Origin of the sequence: Nannocystis pusilla (assembly GCF_026626665.1) — a bacterium.
Taxonomy (GTDB): Bacteria; Myxococcota_A; Polyangia; order Nannocystales; family Nannocystaceae; genus Nannocystis; species Nannocystis pusilla.
In genome coordinates this window covers 8,952,991-8,969,985 of record NZ_JAPNKE010000002.1, presented here as the reverse complement: position 1 = coordinate 8,969,985, position 16,995 = coordinate 8,952,991, and the positions used below count along the sequence as shown (strand labels likewise).

General features: G+C 73.2%; 14 protein-coding genes and 2 pseudogenes. 6 read left to right on the top strand and 10 right to left on the bottom strand.

Annotation, left to right across the window (positions count from 1 at the left end; genetic code table 11):
- The first annotated feature begins 532 nt into the window (after nucleotides 1-532).
- Nucleotides 533-838, top strand: coding sequence for a DUF3817 domain-containing protein (locus OV079_RS39615; protein WP_267774855.1), 306 nt, complete (start codon nucleotides 533-535; stop codon nucleotides 836-838).
- A gap of 1,607 nt (nucleotides 839-2,445) precedes the next feature.
- Here the strand turns inward: OV079_RS39615 and OV079_RS39610 are convergent.
- Nucleotides 2,446-2,712 (bottom strand): hypothetical protein, encoded by a 267-nt coding sequence (locus tag OV079_RS39610; RefSeq protein WP_267774854.1) that lies wholly within the window; start codon nucleotides 2,710-2,712, stop codon nucleotides 2,446-2,448.
- A 3-nt stretch (nucleotides 2,713-2,715) separates the two neighbouring features.
- Between OV079_RS39610 and OV079_RS39605 the strand changes: the two genes are divergently transcribed.
- A complete protein-coding gene (locus OV079_RS39605; protein WP_267774853.1) occupies nucleotides 2,716-4,263 on the top strand; it encodes a type IIL restriction-modification enzyme MmeI in 1,548 nt (515 codons plus the stop codon).
- A 105-nt stretch (nucleotides 4,264-4,368) separates the two neighbouring features.
- On the opposite strand, the gene OV079_RS39600 is transcribed toward OV079_RS39605, so the two are convergent.
- From OV079_RS39600 to OV079_RS39580, 5 genes are all read right to left on the bottom strand, one after another.
- Nucleotides 4,369-5,118: a metallophosphoesterase family protein gene (locus OV079_RS39600; RefSeq protein WP_267774852.1), complete on the bottom strand. Its 750-nt coding sequence runs from the start codon at nucleotides 5,116-5,118 to the stop codon at nucleotides 4,369-4,371.
- A gap of 3 nt (nucleotides 5,119-5,121) precedes the next feature.
- Nucleotides 5,122-5,253: a hypothetical protein gene (locus tag OV079_RS39595; RefSeq protein WP_267774851.1), complete on the bottom strand. Its 132-nt coding sequence runs from the start codon at nucleotides 5,251-5,253 to the stop codon at nucleotides 5,122-5,124.
- Nucleotides 5,229-5,903, bottom strand: a complete 675-nt coding sequence (locus tag OV079_RS39590) for a nucleotidyltransferase family protein (RefSeq protein ID WP_267774850.1) — start codon at nucleotides 5,901-5,903, stop codon at nucleotides 5,229-5,231. The genes OV079_RS39595 and OV079_RS39590 overlap by 25 nt, the downstream gene beginning before the upstream one ends.
- 172 nt (nucleotides 5,904-6,075) lie before the next feature.
- Nucleotides 6,076-7,584, bottom strand: coding sequence for a serine/threonine-protein kinase (locus tag OV079_RS39585; RefSeq protein ID WP_267774849.1), 1,509 nt, complete (start codon nucleotides 7,582-7,584; stop codon nucleotides 6,076-6,078).
- A gap of 613 nt (nucleotides 7,585-8,197) precedes the next feature.
- On the bottom strand, nucleotides 8,198-8,866 hold the full coding sequence (locus OV079_RS39580) for a hypothetical protein (RefSeq protein ID WP_267774848.1): 669 nt from the start codon (nucleotides 8,864-8,866) through the stop codon (nucleotides 8,198-8,200).
- Between the two features lie 172 nt (nucleotides 8,867-9,038).
- On the opposite strand from OV079_RS39580, the gene OV079_RS39575 reads away from it, so the two are divergent.
- The 4 genes and pseudogenes from OV079_RS39575 to OV079_RS59365 all read left to right on the top strand — a co-directional run bounded on the left by OV079_RS39575 (nucleotide 9,039) and on the right by OV079_RS59365 (nucleotide 13,091).
- The gene (locus OV079_RS39575; RefSeq protein ID WP_267774847.1) at nucleotides 9,039-9,413 is read left to right on the top strand and encodes an ATP-binding protein; all 375 of its coding nucleotides are present in this window, start codon (nucleotides 9,039-9,041) and stop codon (nucleotides 9,411-9,413) included.
- 621 nt (nucleotides 9,414-10,034) lie between these two features.
- Nucleotides 10,035-10,940: a sensor histidine kinase gene (locus tag OV079_RS39570; protein WP_267774845.1), complete on the top strand. Its 906-nt coding sequence runs from the start codon at nucleotides 10,035-10,037 to the stop codon at nucleotides 10,938-10,940.
- Nucleotides 10,941-11,053: 113 nt separating this feature from the next.
- Complete coding sequence (locus OV079_RS39565) at nucleotides 11,054-12,346, top strand: adenylate/guanylate cyclase domain-containing protein (RefSeq protein WP_267774844.1); 1,293 nt, start codon at nucleotides 11,054-11,056, stop codon at nucleotides 12,344-12,346.
- Nucleotides 12,343-13,091 (top strand): annotated as a pseudogene (locus OV079_RS59365) (amidohydrolase family protein). The gene OV079_RS39565 and the pseudogene OV079_RS59365 overlap by 4 nt, the downstream one beginning before the upstream one ends.
- 290 nt (nucleotides 13,092-13,381) lie before the next feature.
- Here OV079_RS59365 and OV079_RS39560 read toward each other — a convergent pair.
- From OV079_RS39560 to OV079_RS59360, 4 genes and pseudogenes are all read right to left on the bottom strand, one after another.
- Nucleotides 13,382-14,173, bottom strand: a complete 792-nt coding sequence (locus OV079_RS39560; RefSeq protein WP_267774843.1) for an ABC transporter ATP-binding protein — start codon at nucleotides 14,171-14,173, stop codon at nucleotides 13,382-13,384.
- Nucleotides 14,161-15,291, bottom strand: a complete 1,131-nt coding sequence (locus OV079_RS39555; protein WP_267774842.1) for a hypothetical protein — start codon at nucleotides 15,289-15,291, stop codon at nucleotides 14,161-14,163. The genes OV079_RS39560 and OV079_RS39555 overlap by 13 nt, the downstream gene beginning before the upstream one ends.
- 136 nt (nucleotides 15,292-15,427) lie before the next feature.
- Nucleotides 15,428-16,468 (bottom strand): FG-GAP repeat protein, encoded by a 1,041-nt coding sequence (locus OV079_RS39550; protein ID WP_267774841.1) that lies wholly within the window; start codon nucleotides 16,466-16,468, stop codon nucleotides 15,428-15,430.
- A 73-nt stretch (nucleotides 16,469-16,541) separates the two neighbouring features.
- Nucleotides 16,542-16,859, bottom strand: a pseudogene (locus OV079_RS59360) (hypothetical protein); the annotation flags it as partial.
- Nucleotides 16,860-16,995: the final 136 nt, after the last annotated feature.

Sequence of the window (16,995 nt, the reverse complement as noted above, 5' to 3'; positions counted from 1 at the left end):
TCGCCCGCCCGCGCCGGGGCTCCCGGGCCCCTTCCGAGCTCGCCATCCGCACGGAAACCGTGGGCGACCGCGAGCTCTCGCAGGCGCGCGCGGCGAGGAGTCCGCGGGCGGATCGTCGTCCGCGCCACAGATCTCGAGATCATGGGACGCCTGCCAGCGAGTCCACGGGCCAGCCAGCATGCGCGCCCGAGACCTCGAGTTCATGACCCGCGCTCCTGCCAGCGAGCCCCCCGGCGAACCGTCGTCCGCGCTTGCGACCGCGAGCTCGAGCAACCTCCCTGCCAGTGAGTCCGCAGCGGAACGGCCTCTCGCGTGTGCGACCGCGAGATCACGAAAACCATCCCTACCCGCGCGTCCACGGGCGGATTCTCGTAGCGCGTGCCACCGCGAGATCGACGAGTCGCCGGCAAGTGAGTCTGCGGCCGATCGTCGTCCGCGAGCCGAGGACCGCCCTGCCGGTGAATCCGCGGCGGATCGTCGCAGCCGGCAGAGCGGTGGTCGCGCTGGCGCGGACGCGCTAGCTTCACGCTCGATGCTCAACACCGAGATCGGTCGGTTCCGCCTGGTCAGCCTCCTCGAAGGCGTCTCGTTCCTCGTGCTGCTCGGGATCGCCATGCCGCTCAAGTACGCCGCCGGCATCCCCGAGGCGGTGCGCTACGTCGGCTGGGCGCACGGCCTCTTGTTCGTGCTCTTCATCCTCGCCCTGCTGTCGGCCTCGACCGCCGCGCGCTGGCCGCTGGCGAAGATCGCCGGCGCCTTCATCGCCAGCGTCATCCCCTTCGGCGCCTTCGTGCTCGAGCGTCGCCTCCGCGAAGAGGAGCGGGCCGCCGCGCGCTGAGCCCCATGTCCCCGCCGCGCGCCCTGCTCGAGCGAGTCGCCGCCGCCCTCGACGCCGCCCTCGTCGCGCCGAGCCCCGAGCTCGTCCGCGCCGCCGCCCACGACGGCGCCGCCGCCCACGCCGAGCTCCTGGCCCGCGCCCTGCTCGCAGCCCCGCCCGAGCTCTTCTCGGAGGCTGTCCCTGACGACCTGTCCTTCAAGGCGGCTATCGAGCCGCGCCAGGAACCGCCCCGCACGCGCAAGTCACCTGTCCCTTCAGACCTGCTCCTTCGGCCATCTTATAGCGCTCCAGAGTCAGATGTCACTGCCTTCGGGCCCGACCCGCCCTCCGGTCCGGACCCGCCCGCGCCCCCGCCGCACGACCTGTCTCTTCAGCCACCTGATTTTCTCACCCGCGCCGGCCCGGACCCTCCCGCGCCCGCAGCGCGCGACCTGTCCCTTCCGCCATCCTCCTCCCTCGCCCCCGCCGGCCCCGATCCGCCCGCTTCGCGCGACCTGTCCCTTCCGCCATCCTCCGCGCTCGCCCGCGCCGGCCCCGATCCGCCCGCAACGCGCGACCTGCCCCTTCCGCCATCTCCCTCGCTCGCCCCCGCCGGCTTCGAGCCGCCCGCAGCGCGCGACCTGTCCCTTCGGCCATCTTCATCCCTCGCCCGCGCCGGCCCTGAGCCGCCCGCAGCGCGCGACGTGCCCCTTCCGCCATCTTCCTCCCTCGCCCGCGCCGGCCCCGATCCGCCCGCGACGCGCGACCTGCCCCTTCGACCATCTTCCGCGCTCGCCCGCGCAGGCCCCGAGCCGCCCCCCGTCGCTGCGCCAGCCTCTCGTCTCCGCGCCGCTTGCCCTCCCCGGCCCCGACCCTCCCGCGCCGGCGATCGAGTCGCCTGTCCCTTCCGACCTGTCCCTCGGGACCGCCCAGATCGCCGTTCGCGACCACTCGCCGCCGCTCCCCGTCGAGGCGCTCGGCGAGGTCTACGCCGCCCTCGCCGGTCGCCGGATCGTCCGCCTCGACGCCGGCGCCTTCCCCCTGCGCGACCACCATGGTCGCACCACCTGGATCTCCCTGCCCGAGCTCCTGGCGGCGCCTCACGCCTCGCGTGCCCACCACCTGCGCGGCCTCGGCCTCTCGCGCGAGGCCGCCCGGCGGTGTGTGAGCGAGCTCGCCGGCGTGAATGACGAGGCCGTCGCGCGCGACGTCCTCGCTCGTGCTCGCGGCGATCCGCCTGCCGGCGGCCCCGGCGACCTGGTCTTTCAGCCATCTTCCGATCGCCGCCGGGCCGGCGCTCACTACACCCCGCGTCCCCTCGCCGACGCCGTCGTCCGCGCCGCGCTGCGGCCCCTGCTCGCCGCGCTGGGCCCCGCGCCCGCGGCCGACCAACTGCTGCGGCTGAAGATCTGCGACCCGGCCATGGGCTGCGGCGCCTTCCTCCTCGCGGTCGCCCGCCGCCTCGCCCTCCACCTCGTCGCCGCCTGGGAGCGCGCCGGCGACCTCCCGCCCGACCCGCACCGGCTCGCGCGCCGGCTCGTCGTCGACCGCTGCGTCTTCGGCGTCGACGCCGACCCCTTCGCGGTCGCCCTCGCCCGGCGCTCGCTCTGGCTGCTCTTCGGGACAGGTCAGCCGCCCGCCGGCTTTCTCCTTAAAATCTTCGCCACGGTGATGCTCTTTTCGGCCTCGATCTCGCCGGCCTGCGCGCCTTCCACTGGCGGCCCGCTCCCGTGCGGCCGGCGATCGCCGCGGCGGTCGACCGCGACCCCGAGCTCGCCGCTCGTCTGGGCGATCTCGTCGTCGGCGCCTTCCTGTCCCAGCGGACAGCTCGGGACCGCGAAGGCGAGCGCCGCCGCCGGCTCCTCGCCGTCGAGGCCGCGCTCGCGGACGGCCATGATTTGCCGGCCTTCCCCGCGCCTGCCCCGCTCGCCCCGCCGCTGCACTGGCCGCTCGCCTTCCCGCACTCCTTCGACGCCTTCGTCGGCAATCCTCCCTTCCTCGGCGGCAGCCAGATCTCCGGCGCCTTCGGCGACGCCTACCTCGCCTGGCTGCTCGCCCTCCACCCGGGCGCTCATGGCAACGCCGACCTGTGCGCGCACTTCCTCCGCCGCGTCGACGGCCTCCTCGCCGACAGCGGCACCATCGGCTTCATCGCCACCAATACGATCGGCCAGGGCGACACGCGGTCCACCGGCCTGCAGCCCCTGCTCGCTCGCGGCCACGTCCTCTACGACGTCACCCGCGACCTCCCCTGGCCCGAGGCGGCGGTCGTCACGGTGGCGGTCGTCCACCTCGCCCGCGGGGCCGCGGCGTCCGCGGCCGCGCCCTACCTGCTGCGCGAACCAGCGTCGGCCTCGAACCTGTCTCAAGAGCCATCCTCACTCGATGCCCCCACGCCGTACTCTCACGACCTGTCCCGAGAGACACCCGCATTCAACCTGTCCCATCGACCATTCGCCGACGAATCGACCGCCTCCACCCACCGCACGCGCGTCGTCGCCGGCCTCACCTCGCACCTGCACGCCGGGAGCGAGCGGCCCGACCCGCGTCCGCTCGCGGCGAACCGCCGGATCGCCTTCGCCGGCAGCAAGATCTACGGCCAGGGCTTCTTGCTCACCGCCGCCGAGCGGGCCGAGCTGGTCGCCCGCGACCCGCGCAACGGCCTGCGGATCTTCCCGTACCTCGGGGGCGACGACATCGCCCACGCCGGCGGGCCGCGGCGCTTCGTCATCAACTTCGGCGCCTGCAGCCTGGCCGAGGCCGAGGCCTGGCCCGACCTTTTGGCGCTCGTGCGCGAGCGCGTCAAGCCGGAGCGCGACCGCAACCCCCGCGAGTTCCGCCGGCGGCACTGGTGGCGCTTCGGCGAGCCCGCGCCCGGCCTCTACGCCGCCCTCCGCGGCCTCGACCGCTGCGTCGTCAATTCACAGGTCGGCAAGCACCTCGTATTCGACCTCGTGGCCACCGACTATGTCTATAGCCATACCACCTACGTCTACGCCAGCCCGGCCCCGCTCAGCCTGTTCGCAGTATTGCAGTCGCGGGTCCACGAGGTGTGGGCCCGCCACCTCGCCTCGTCGATGAAGACCGACCTGCGCTACTCGATCTCCGACTGTTTTAATAATTTTCCCTTCCCCGCCGCCGGCCCACGCGTCGACAGCCCCGCCCTGGCGACCTCGGCCGCGCGACTTCTCGCCGCTCGCGCTGCCGCCCTCCTCGGCCCCGTGCGCTCGTTGACCGGCCTGTACAACGCCCTCCTCGCACCGCGGCGCGAGCCGCTGCTCGACGCCCTGCGGACCGCCCACGACCTCCTCGACCGCGCCGTCCTCGACGCCTACGCGTGGAGCGACCTGCGCCTGCCCCCCTGGCCGCGGCCGCTCGCGGGCGAGCCCGTCGCCGCCGAGCTGTACGACCGGCTCCTCGCCGCCAACGCCCTCGCGGCGCAGTGACGGCGCGCGACCGCACGCCGTCATAACCTGTCCCTCAGAACATGTCCACCATCGGCGCTTCATTCTACCCGTGACATGTCCCTCAAGACATGTCCATCTCGCGGCTCACGCCTCCGCGCCGGGCAGCTCGATCAGGCGGAAGTGCGGCCCGTCGGGGTGGAGCCGGCGCATCAGCGGCAGCGCCACGTTGTACACCGGCACCCCGTTGCTCATCGTCCCTTCGGGGTAGCCCTTGTGCGCGTGCCCGTGGATCACCGCCGACACCGGGTAGCGCATCAGCGGCTCCTCGAGGCGGCTGGAGCCGAGGAACGGGAAGATCTCGAGCGGCTCGCCCTCCACGGTCGCGCGGATCGGCGAGTAGTGCAGCAGCGCCAGGCGCTGCGGCGTGCGCAGGCGGGCCAGCGCCGACTCGAGCTTGAGCGCCTCGTCGAGGGTCTCGCGGACGAACGCCTTGGTCCCGGCCTCGCCCCACGGGCCCAGCGAGTAGCGGCCGAAGCCGCCGCAAAAGCCCTTGATCCCGGCGATCCCGACCCCGCGCACCTCGACCGACTCGCCGTCGAGCACCGTCACCCCGGCGGTGGTGAGGATCTCCGTCACCTCCGCCTGGTGGCCGGATTCGAAGTCGTGGTTGCCGAGCACCGCCACGATCGGCGCGCGCAGCCCGTGGAGCTCGCGGGCCAGCACGTGGGCCTCCTCGGGCAGGCCGTAGTCGGTCAGGTCGCCGCACATCACCAGCACGTCGGCGGCCTGGGCGGCCTGCTGCAGCAGCGGGGCCAGGACCCCGTGCGACTGCTTGGTGCAGTGCAGATCGCTCACCGCCGCGATTCGGATGGTCGTACCCGTCGCTGCGTCCATCCGTCACCTCCCGTGCTTGTCGATCGCGGCCGTCCAGTGGGCGATGTCTTCGCGCGACATCCAGCGCTCCTCGAGCCGCGCGTCGGCCAGCTTCCAGCAGTCGATGTCGGTCAGGTATTGCTGTCTCGAGAGCAATGTCCCTTGCACACGCTCTTCTGCGCGTAGGTGTCGCGGCGCAGGCGGTCGAGCAGGTGGAGCATCACCGGGCCGGGGATCTTGCTCTGCTCACCGGGGTAGATGAAGCCGAACAGGATCAGGTGCGACAGCAGCACGCGGAAGTGGTCGCCGAAGCGACGGACCAGGCGCGACCAGTCGAGCTCGTCGGCGCAGGCGCGCAGCACGTGGGCCACGTCGGCGCCGTCGAAGCGCTCGCGCTCCATGATAAACGCCTTGCTCCACACCATCTCCTCCGGCGGCACCAGCAGCACGTCCTGGTCGAGCACCAGGTCGCGGCGGGCGTGGTCGAACCACCGCGCGTCGACGCGGGCGACCGCGTTGCCGGAGCTGAAGATGACGTCGACGAAGTCCTCGCCGCAGTGGGCCTTGCCGAGCCAGTGCGGGAACGTCATGTCGCAGGTGTAGCCCTCGGCGGCCAGCACCGCGAGCGTGCGCTCCGCGTCCTCGGGGACGACGAAGATGTCGAGGTCCTTGGTGTGGCGCTCGATGCCGGTGTAGCGGGCGAAGGCGTAGGCGCCTCCGACCATGAACGGCACCTCGGCGGCCGTCAGCGCTTGCATCGTGCGGACGTAGAAATTCCGGGCTCGCGGGTCCACGAGATCGTTCAAGGGCCCTCCTCCGTCATGGGTTCTGGGATTCTGAGCACCCCTGCGCGACGCGTCGAAGCGGCGTCCGCGGCGCTGCCGCAAAGTGTGCTTTGCGTCAACTTCCGGGGCCGGCGGCCCGTTCGGCGGTGATCCCGCAGCCTCTTTGGCGCAGCGTGCGGCGGCCGAAGAGGCCTCAGAACACCGAGATCGACAGGAGCGCCTCTTCGCGGGTGGAGCGGGCCTGCTGGCGCAGCCGCCAGACCGCCACCGCCGCGCCGAGCGCCAGCACCCACGGCGGGATGCGGCCCCACCCGCCCGGACCGTCACCTGACCCGAGGGACAGGTCGAGCAGGCGCAGGCACAGGAATGAGGCCGCGTAGACCATCCCCGCCGCGCTGACCATCGCCGCCAGCGAGCGCGCCCACGCCACCGCGCGCGGGCTGTTGCTCCACACCTCGCGCTGCAGGTAGCGGACGTAGAGGTAGCCCGGCGTGGCCAGCACCCCGAACGCCGCCGCCACCGCGAGCCCGCCCGCCAGCGACGACGCCGAGAAGATCAGCGCCAGCACGTCGGCCAGGCCGCCGATCAGGAGCGCCGCGCCGATGCCCGAGTAAGCCGCGATCTCCGGCCGGGCGCGCCGCGCCACCGCCGACAGCTCGTCGATGTCGGTGGCCGTGCGGGCCGCCAGCGACGTCGAGGCGCGCAGCGCGACCGCCTCGGTCGGGTTCGTCGGCGCCACGAAGCCGGCCAGCGCCGCGTCGAACTCCTCGAGGTCGGCGTAGCGCTGCGCCGGCTCGCGCGCCATCGCCCGCTGCAGCACCATCTCGAACGCCTCCGGCAGCTCGCGGAGGATCGCCCGCGGCCGCGGCGGCTCCGACGTCAGCACCGCGTGCAGCGCCGCCGCGGCGTCGTCGATGTCGAACGGCGGCCGCCCCGTCACGCAGCGATAGGCGATCGCGCCGAGGGCGTAGAGGTCGGCGCGCCCGTCGACCTTCGACCCGCGCGCCTGCTCCGGCGCCATGTAGGCCGGCGTGCCCATGATCATCCCGGTCTGGGTCTGGCTGGCCTTTGGGTCATGTAGCTTGGCGATGCCGAAGTCGATCAACTTGACCGTCGGGCTCGCCGGGTCGCCGACGAGGAACAGGTTGGTCGGCTTGAGGTCGCGGTGGATGACCCCGCGCGAGTGCGCCACCATCAGCACCGCCGCCGCCTGGCGCAGGATGTGGACCGTCTCGCGCACGCCGATGCGGCCGACCCGGTCGAGGTGCTGCCCGAGGTCCTCGCCGACCAGCCGCTCGCACACGATGAACGGCGTCCCGTCGATGGTCTGGTCGACGTCGTGGATCTGCACGACGTTGGGGTGGACGATGGTCCCGGCGATCTCGGCCTCGCGGCGGAAGCGGGACACCACCTCGGCGTCGCTCGCCAGCACGCGGTGGAGGATCTTCACCGCCACGGTGCGGCCGGGCATGCGGATGTGCTTGGCCTCGTAGACCCGCCCCATCCCGCCGTCGCCGATCACCGCCTCGATGCGGTACTTCTCGGCCAGCGTCGAGCCGATGTACGGGTCGTCGGTCTGCGAATCGACCCCCACCAGCTCGACCGCGTGGCGCGGGCAGACCTTGTAATCGAGCGGAAAGTGCTCCCCGCACGTCGGGCACCGTCGAGGCAATACGGTGCGGTCCTGCTCGCCCGGGCTCATGGCCGGCAGCATAAGAGATTCGGGCCCGCGGCGCCATCGCGCGTCCGCTCACGCGGTTCGGCCGGCCCTCGCGTCCCCGGGGCCCCGAGGGCCGGCGAGGGCCCGCGCCCGCGCGCCGACTCGGGGCCACGCCCGCCGGCCGTCACCGCGCCGTCACCTGCCCCGGGACGCGCCCGGCGGCGCGACTCGCACCAGGGAGATCGCCGCCGCCGCCCCCGCCGGCAGACTCTTGCCTGCGGCCAGGCCGGATGTCGCGCCGCGTCCCCGGCCCGCGTGTCCTCGCGCCTCGCGCGTGCGTAAGGCGCCCCGCGGGTCGGCTGAGCTCGGTCCGCGCCGCGCACGGCTTGCAGCGCTCGCGGCTCGACCTGTCCCTTCGGACATTGTCGCATCACACCCCTGTATACACTCTACATTCGACGCATCATTCGTGCAGCGGGTGCGGAGGATCGAATCTACAGAGTTTGTGCTCAGCACATTTCGCCGCGTCCGCGATCGCCCCCGCACCGTCGCCCGCAGGCCCCAGCAGACGGAGCGCCCGCGCTTCGACGGTTCGAATACATCGTTCCTCGCGATCGCCCATTGACGCGCCCCTTGTACGGGGCAAAGCGCGGGCCTATCCTCGCCCGCGACCGGCATGGACGAATCGATGATGACGCTGCGCCGGCTGCTGGCGGTCCACGACGAGGCCATCATCGAGGCCGGCACCGCGTGGGTGCGGGACGCGGCCGCGGTCGACCTCGCGGATCGACCCGTGGCCGAGACGCGGGCGCTGGTGGCCGAGAGCGTGCGGGCCTACGCCGCGCTGCTGCTGGACGGCGACCCGCAGCCGCGCGACGCCTTCATCGAGCGGGTCACCACCTTGCGCTCGACCCAGCGGTTCCGGATCTCCACGCTCCTGCGCGGCCTCTTCTCGTTCCACCGCGCCGTGGGGCCGGTCCTCGCCCGCCACAGCGTCCCGCACCACCTCGCCTTCGCCATCCTGCGCCGGGTCGACGCCGCCTGCTCCGAGGCCGCCTTCCTCGCCGCCGACACCTACGCGCGCAAGCTCCACGCGGTCGTCGACGAGGCCCAGCGCGAGCTGGTGCGGCGCGAGAAGCTGGCCGCGCTCGGCGGCCTCGTCGCCGGCGTCGCGCACGAGGTAGGCACCCCGCTCGGCGTCGCCATCACCGCCGTCTCGCTCGTGCAGGACTGCCTGCAGGAGCTGAGCGACGCCTTCACGGCCGGGGCCCTGCGCCAGCGCGACCTCGCGGGCGGCCTCGGGCGCGCGCGAGGCCGCCCGCATCGGCCTCGGCAACCTCCAGCGGGCCGCCGGCCTCGTCGCCGGATTCAAGCAGCTCGCGGTCGACCAGAGCGGCGAATCGCGACGCGCGGTCGCCCTCGGCGCCCACGTCCACGAGCTCCTCGCCAGCCTCGCGCCGCTGTACCGCCGCGGCCCGCACCGGGTCGAGGTCGACGTGCGCGCCGACCTCGTCGTCACCACCTACCCCGGCGCGATCGCCCAGATCGTCACCAACCTGCTGCACAACGCGCTGGTGCACGCATTTCCTTCGGGACATGTCGGAACGGTCATCTTGTGGATCGACCGCTCCACCGACGGCCAGGTCGAGCTCGGCTGCGGCGACGACGGCGTCGGCATCGCGCCCGAGCTGCTGCGCCGCGTCTACGAGCCCTTCTTCACCACCGCGCGCGGCAGCGGCGGCAGCGGCCTCGGGCTCCACATCGTCCACAACCTCGTCACCGACCTCCTGTGCGGCACGATCCGCGCCGAGTCCGCCCCCGGGCGCGGCGCTCGCTTCACGGTCCGCTTCCCCGCCCACGCCGAGGCATGACCCCACCCGACACTCACTCTCGCGCGCCGCGGGCCTCTTCCGCGCCGGTCGTCCCGCACCTCGGCCGGCTCGAGCTCGACCCGCGATTCGTCGTCCGCAGCTTCGACGCCGGCTTCGCCGCGATCGCGGGCGAGCGCGCCGACGACGTCCTCGGGCGCCCGCTCGACGCCCTCTTCAGCGTCCGCGACCGCCGGGGGATCCTCCGCTTCGACGAGCTCGTCAGCCACAGCAACGCCGACCACATCGACCTCGACATCCACCTCCGCCTCGGCGCCCGCGAGGTCCTCACCCGCCTGCTCCTCTCGCGCACCGACGTCGGCTGGCTCGCCTTCGTCGAGGACCTCGGCGGCGCCGGCAACCTCGTGTGCGAGCTGGCCCAGAGCCGCGAGCTGTGGCGCGAGGTCGTGAATCAATCGGCCGAGGGCGTCGGCGTGCTCGGCAGCCACGGCAAGCTGCTCGAGTACAACCCCGCCTTCTTCCGCCTGCTCGACCTCCGCTCGACCCGCAACATCCCGCTGAGCGAGGAGGCGGTGCGCGGCGCGGCGCTGAGCGACCTGCTGCAGGGCGACTCGCTGGCCCCGCTGCGCGACCACCTGGCCGGCCGCGCCGCGCTCGGCCGCGATGCAGCACCGCGGCCGCTGGCTCGAGTTCGCCGCGCGCCCGCTGGCCTTGCCGCGGCAGCGGTTCGCCGGCGTGTGGCTGACGCTGCGCGACGTCACCGAGCGGCGCCGGGCCGAGCGCCTGCGGACCGCCCTCGACGCCGCCCGCGAGGAGCTCCTGCGCAAGGAGAAGCGGGCCGCGCTCGGCGGGCTCGTCGACGGCATCGCCCACGAGATCGGCAACCCGCTCGGCGTCGCGGTCACCGCCGCCAGCCTCGCCCAGGATCAGCTGCACGAGCTGCGCGCCTCGTTCGAGGCCGGCATCCTGCGCCAGCGCGACATGCGGCACCACCTGCAGCAGGCGCTCGCCGCCGCCGACATGGCGCTCGCCAACCTGCGCCGCGCCGCTGCCCTCGTCGCCGGGGTCAAGCAGATCGCCCTCGACAGCTCCGAAAAAGTCCGCGAGGACATGTCCATCGGGACATATGTGAGCACCGTCGTCGCCAGCCTGAGCTCGCTCTCGTCCGGCACCCCGCACCGCGTCGGCGTCGACGTGCGCGCCGACCCGGTCGTCTCGGTGTGCCCGGCCGCGCTGGCGCAGGTCGTCACCAACCTCGTCCACAACGCCCTGACCCACGCCTTCCCCGCGGGCAGGCCCGGCCGCGTGGTCGTATGGGTCGACCTGGTCGCGGGCGGCCTGGTCGAGATCGGCTGCCGCGACGACGGCGTCGGCATGTCCGCGGCCACGCTCCTGCGGATCTACGAGCCCTTCTTCACCACCGCCCGCGACCAGGGCAGCGGCCTCGGGCTCTACATCGTCCACAACCTCGTCACCGACCTGCTCCGCGGCACGATCGTCGCCCGCGCCACGCCCGAGCGCGGCACCACCGTCGTCGTCCGCTTCCCCGCGCGCCCCGGAGATTCATGAGCCGCCCGCACGACGACGACCTGCTCCGCGGCAATCATGACCCGCCTGACGATCACGACCTGCTCCGCGGCAATCATCGACGTCGTCCGCCTCCCCGCGCGCCCCGGAGACTCATGACTCACCCGCACGACGACGACCTGGTCCGCTTCGCCGCCGACGACGAGCCCGCCCCCGCGCCCCCGTCCGCGCCTCCCTGGAAGATCCTGATCGTCGACGACGACCCGGAGGTCCACGACGTCACCCGCCTGGCCCTCGCCGGCCTCGCCGTCGACGGCCGGCCGATCGCCCTGCGCTCGCGCCACAGCGCCGCCGCGGCCCGCGACGCGTTGACGGCCGAGCGCGACATCGGCGTGGTCATGCTCGACGTGGTCATGGAGTCCGACCACGCCGGCCTCGAGCTGGCGCGGTGGATCCGCGAGGCGCTGGGCGACCCGCACGTCCGCATCGTCCTGCGCACCGGCCAGCCCGGGCTTGCACCTGAACAAAAGGTCATGTCCGACTACGACATCCACGACTACCGCGACAAGACCGAGCTGACCGCCCGGCGACTCGCCACCACCGTCGTCGGCGCCGTCCGCTCGTACCGCGACCTCACTGCGATCGCCGCCCTCCACCGCCGCGAGCGCGCCCTGAGCAGCGCCTGCGCCCGCTTCGTCCCCGCGCGCCTCTTGACCCTGCTCGGGCGCGACGACGTCGCCGCGGCCGCGCTCGGCGATCGGGTCGAGCGCGAGATGACCGTCGTCTGCGTCGGTCCGCGCGGTCCCGCCGACGCCCCCTTCGCCGCGCTCAACCGCCTGTTCGCCGCCATCGTCCCGCCGATCCACGCCCACGGCGGCGTCGTCGACAAGTACCTCGGCGCCGGCCTCGTCGCCGTCTTCCCCGACTCGCCGGCCCAGGCCGTGCGCGCCGCCCTCGCCCTCCTCGCCTGTGCGCGCGACCTCGGCGTCGACCTCGGCGTCGGCGTCCAATTCGGTTCCGTCACTCTCGGCCTCGTCGGCGTCGATGGCCGCATGCAGGGCACCGTCGTCGCCGGCGCGCTCCACCTCGCCGCCCACCTCGAAGGGCTCACGCGGCGCTTCGACGTCGACCTCCTCGTCACCGACGCCGTGCACGCTCGCCTCCCGTCCGACCTCGCCCGCGACAGCCGCCCGCTCGGCAGCAGTCGCGCGCCTGGAGAGCAGCGCCCGCCGGCGATCTTCGAGCTCTTCGCCGCCGACCCGCCGGGCCCGCGCGCCGACAAGCGAATCACCCGGGGCGCGGTCGTCACCGCCGTGCGCGCCATCGACGAGCGGCGCATGGCCGAGGCCGAGCAGGTGCTCGCCGGTCTGGCGGGCGAATACCCGCACGACCGCGCCCTCGCCGTGCTACGCGAGGATTGCCGCCGCCACCGCGCCGCAGTCTCATGATCTTCGACGCCCACCTCCACGTCATCGACCCGCGCTTCCCGCTGGTCCCCAACCGGGGCTGGTTGCCCGCGCCCTTCGATGTCCCCGAGTACATGTCCCATGCGACAGCTCTCGGCATCACCGGCGGCGCCGTCGTCTCGGGCTCGTTCCAGGCCTTCGATCAGTCCTACCTCGAGGACGCTCTGGCACGCCTCGGCCCGACCTACGTCGGCGTCACCCAGCTTTCGGCCGACGTCGCCGACGCCGAAGTCTTGCGCCTGAACGACCGCGGTGTTCGGGCAGTGCGCTTCAACCTGCGCCGCGGCGGCTCCGCCGACCTCGCCGACCTCGAACCGCTGGCCCGCCGCGTCTACGACCTCGCCGGCTGGCACGTCGAGCTCTACGTCGATTCTGCCGACCTGCCCGGCCTCGCCGCGCGACTGTGTGCATTACCGCGGGTCAGCATCGACCACCTCGGCCTGTCCGCCGCCGGCTTGCCCACCTTGCTCGCCCTGGTCGAGCGGGGCGTCCGCGTCAAGGCCACGGGCTTCGGCCGGGTCGACTTCGACGTCGCCGGCGTCCTGCGCCAGATCGCCGCGGTCGATCCGGGCGCCCTGATGTTCGGCACCGACCTCCCTTCCACCCGCGCCCCCGCCCCTTCACCCGCGACGACCTCGACCTTTTGCGAGAGGCCCTCGGCCCGGAGCTCGCCCGCCGCGCTTTGTGGGACAACGCGATCGCCTGGTACCGCCCCGCGGCTCTCTGAGACCGCTCGTCGCGGGCATGCAAGCGGCATCCTTCGCGAATCTCCTGCCATCCGCGCACGAGTCCTCGCGCAGCGCCCCACCGATCCATCCCACCACGGCCTCGCACTCGCCCTTCTTACGCTCGCCGCACCTCGCGCAGCGCCCCACCGATCCATCCCACCACGGCCTCGCACTCGCCCTTTTTACGCTCGCCGCACCTCGTGCAGCGCCCCACCGATCCATCCCACCACGGCCTCGCGCTCGTCTTTACAGGATACGCTCGCAGCACTTCGCACGCCTCCCGGCGTCCTCACCCCTCCGCGCCCGGCTCCTCGCGCAGCGTCCCATCGATCAGTCGCACCACTCGCCCGGGGCACAGCGACACGAAGCGGGCGTCGTTCGTGGCCACCAGCGCCGCTCCGCCTGCGGCCGCGTGCTCGTGCAGCAGCGTCGCCACCAGCGCGCCGCCCTCCGGGTCGAGCCCGTTGCTCGGTTCGTCGAGGATCCACAGCGGCGGCGCGCCGATCGTCGCCGCCGCCAGGTACGTCCGCTTGACCTGTCCGAAAGACAAGGTTCGCATCCGCTGATCCATCACCCGCGTCAGGCCCAGGCGCTCGCACAGCTGCGGGCTCGGCAGCGGCGCGCGCTTGATCGCCGCCACCAGCGCCAGCAGCTCGCGCACTCCCAGGTCCGGAAATGCATCGGCAGTGTCGGGCGCGTAGCCCAGCGCGCGTCGAGCGGCCGTCCCGTCGCTCAGCGCCGCTCCTGCCACCGTGACCGAGCCGCGGTCCGGCTCGACCAGCCCTGCCGCGATCCGCAGCAGCGTCGACTTGCCCGCCCCGTTCTCGCCCAGGAGCAGCCGCACCTCGCCCGCCGCGCAGCGCAGGTCGACCTTCTCGAGCACGATCCGCGTCCCCAGCCGCTTGCGCACCCCGAGCATCTCCAGCACCACCGTCTCACCCGCCTTCGCCGTCGCCGTGCTGCTCGATCGAACATGTCCGATCAGCCATATCATGAAAGTCGCCAGCGCCCACCCGAGCACCGCCGTCGTCGGCCACCACGCCAGTGACGCGACCGCCAGCGTCGCCGTCAGCAGCAGCACCAGCACCAACCGTCCCGGGCCGCGGCTGCCGAATCGCTCGGTCCAGCGCGCCGCCAGTCCGGCGAACACCAGCAGGCTCGCGCCCGCCAGCGCGCCCGCCAGCAGCAGTCGCGGCGCTGCCGAAGGCGCGCGCCCCAGAGCGAGCCCCGCCCCACAGACGGCCCCGAGCCCGGCTCCCAGTCCCCCAGCGTCAGCGCTGCCGCCCCTCGCCGCACCTGCGCCGAAGCTCCGGCCGTCCGCAGCAGCCACGATGCTGCTTGCTCGATCCGGAGGAGCGGCCCGCTCACCGCCGATCCTGCCACCAATCCCGCCGGCACCATGAACCCGCACAGATACACCTGCAGCCCCGCCGGATCGCTCACCTGATTCGTGCCTGCCGCCAGCCACGCCGCCGCCGCCGCCAATGCCATCACCAGCGCTGCGCGGGCCAGCACGGTCGCCTGCCCGCGGGCCACGCTGAGCCCGAGCGCCAATGCCAGCAGCCACGGCCCGGGCAGCCCGCGCGCCAGCCCGCGCCCTGTCGCCGAGCGCGTCGGAGCCGCCAGCCACGCCGACCGCAGCGTCAACAGGGCGATCGGCCAGCTCACCACTGCCAGCACCGAGGACGGAGCCAGGAGCAGGCCCGTCATCGTCGCCGCCACGATCACCCACCCGCGGATCCCCGCAGGTCGTGCCAGCAGCACCCCGTGTCCGGCCAGCGCCCCGCCGAGCGCCCCTGCGGCCGCCGGCGCTCCGCCGCCGACTCCCCACAGGATCGTCCACATCGACTCGGCCACGATCGACAACCCGACGAGGATCGCCAGGTGCCACGTGCGTGGCGCCGGCAGCGAGCGCAACCACAAGCTCGACTTCGTCTGCCACAGGGCCGCCATGGTCGGCGTCAGCGCGACGAGCCAAGCGCCCCAAAGCAGCGCGCGCGCCATCGGTGACGCCTCGGCCCCCTCGACCACCGTCTTGGCCGACAGTCCGTTGCCGCCGAACAGCATCCCCCCGACGGCCAGCAGGCCGACGTACACGGGCACTCCGCGGCGCAGCGCCTCCGCGCCGGCCGTCAGCGTGAGCGCTCGTGCCAGCGCCCACGCGGCTGGCAGTTCGGCGAGAGCGCGACCGGCCGTCACGCGCCTTGCCATCGCAGGGTCAACGTCGCCTGTCAATGCCGCGCAGTGCTTCCCCGCTGCGCGGCTCTTCCCCGCCGCGCAGCGTGCTTCACGCGTAACACCACTCCCTGAGAGCCGTCGCCTCGGCCTTCTTCCCTCAATACAAGTACACCGCCCCCGTACGCGGGCCCGAGTTGTTGCTCTGGTCCCCGCCCACGCCCGTCGCCAGGCTCGCTTCGTCGGAGGTGCCCACCGCCAGGGTCGTCCCGTCTCCGGACAGCGCCAGCGCCAGCCCGAAGCGATCCTTCTCGTCCGAGTTGGGCGACTTGACGTAGCTCTGCAGCTGCCACGAGCCCGGCGTGCGGCGGTACACGAACACTGCCCCGGAGTCCTTGCGCGAATTGTTGGATGGATCGCCGCCGACGCCCACGTCCGCCCCGTCTTCGCTCGGCGCACCGATTGCCAGCGTCGAGCCATCGGCAGACAGCGCCATGCTCGTGCCGAAGCGGTCCGGCTCGGTGTCGGGCGCCTTGACGTACGCCTCGCGCACCCAGGACCCACCGGCGCGCGCGAACAGGTACACCGCCCCCGCCTCGGGCACGCTGTTGTCGGTCTCGTCGCCGTCGATGCCGGTCGCCGCGCTGCCTTCCCTGTCGGCGCTGACCGCGATCGTCTGTCCGTCCCGCGAGATCGACACGACCCCGCCGAAGAAGTCGCTGGCGTCCGCGTTCCACGCCTTGAGGTACGCGCGCTGCGACCACTCCCCGTCGTCCGCCGTGAACACGTACGCCGCGCCGCTCCACGGCGCCGCGTTGTCGTGCGGGGAGTCGTCCTCGCCTGCGACGCCGCTGTCCTCGCCCGGCGCGCCGACCACCAGAGTGCGGCCATCGCCCGCGAGGGCCACCGATGTTCCGAACCCGTCCTCCGCCTCGGCGTTCGACGCCTTCACGAACTCGCGCTGCGACCAGCCGTCCTCGCCGCGGGCGAACACGTACACCGCGCCCGACACCGGCGCGGCCGAGTCCGTCTGGATGCCGTCGACCCCGCTCCCGCTGCTGCTCTCGCCCGGAGCGCCCACCGCCAGGACGTCGCCATCGGTCGACAACGCCAGGCTCGCGCCGAACCACGCATCCGGCTTGGTGTTCGACGGCTTGAGGTACGCCTGTTGCGACCAGCCGCTGCCGTTGCGCGCGAACAAGTAGACGGCCCCGGAGGTGGGCGCGCTCGTCGCCGGCGTCGCCGTCGATGCCGAACGCCCCGCTGTCCTCGTCCCAGGCGCCGATCGCCACCACCTCGCCGTCGCCCGAGATCGCGACCACGCCGCCGAACTGGTCCTGCGAGCCCGGGTTGAACGGCTTGAGGTATGCCTGCTGCGTCCACGTCTGCCCGGTCCGCACGAACACGTAGGCCGCGCCCGCCTCCGTGCAGCCGTTGTCGGACGCGTCGCCGTTGACCGCAGACGCGCAGCTCGACTCGAGCGGCGCCCCGACCACCAGCGTCTCGCCGTCGGCCGAGAGCGCCACGCTCGCCGCGAAGTAATCGTTCTTGTCGGGGTTGCCCGCCTTGAGGTAGCCGACCGCCGCGACCATCGCCGACGTCACGCGGACCACCTCCGAGTCGCTGCAGCCGACCTGGTTGCAGGCCCGCACCACGTAGCTCGCCCCCGCCTGGAGGTGCAGCGGCATCGCCAGCGACAGCGAAGTGCCCAGGATCTCGTCGGCCAGC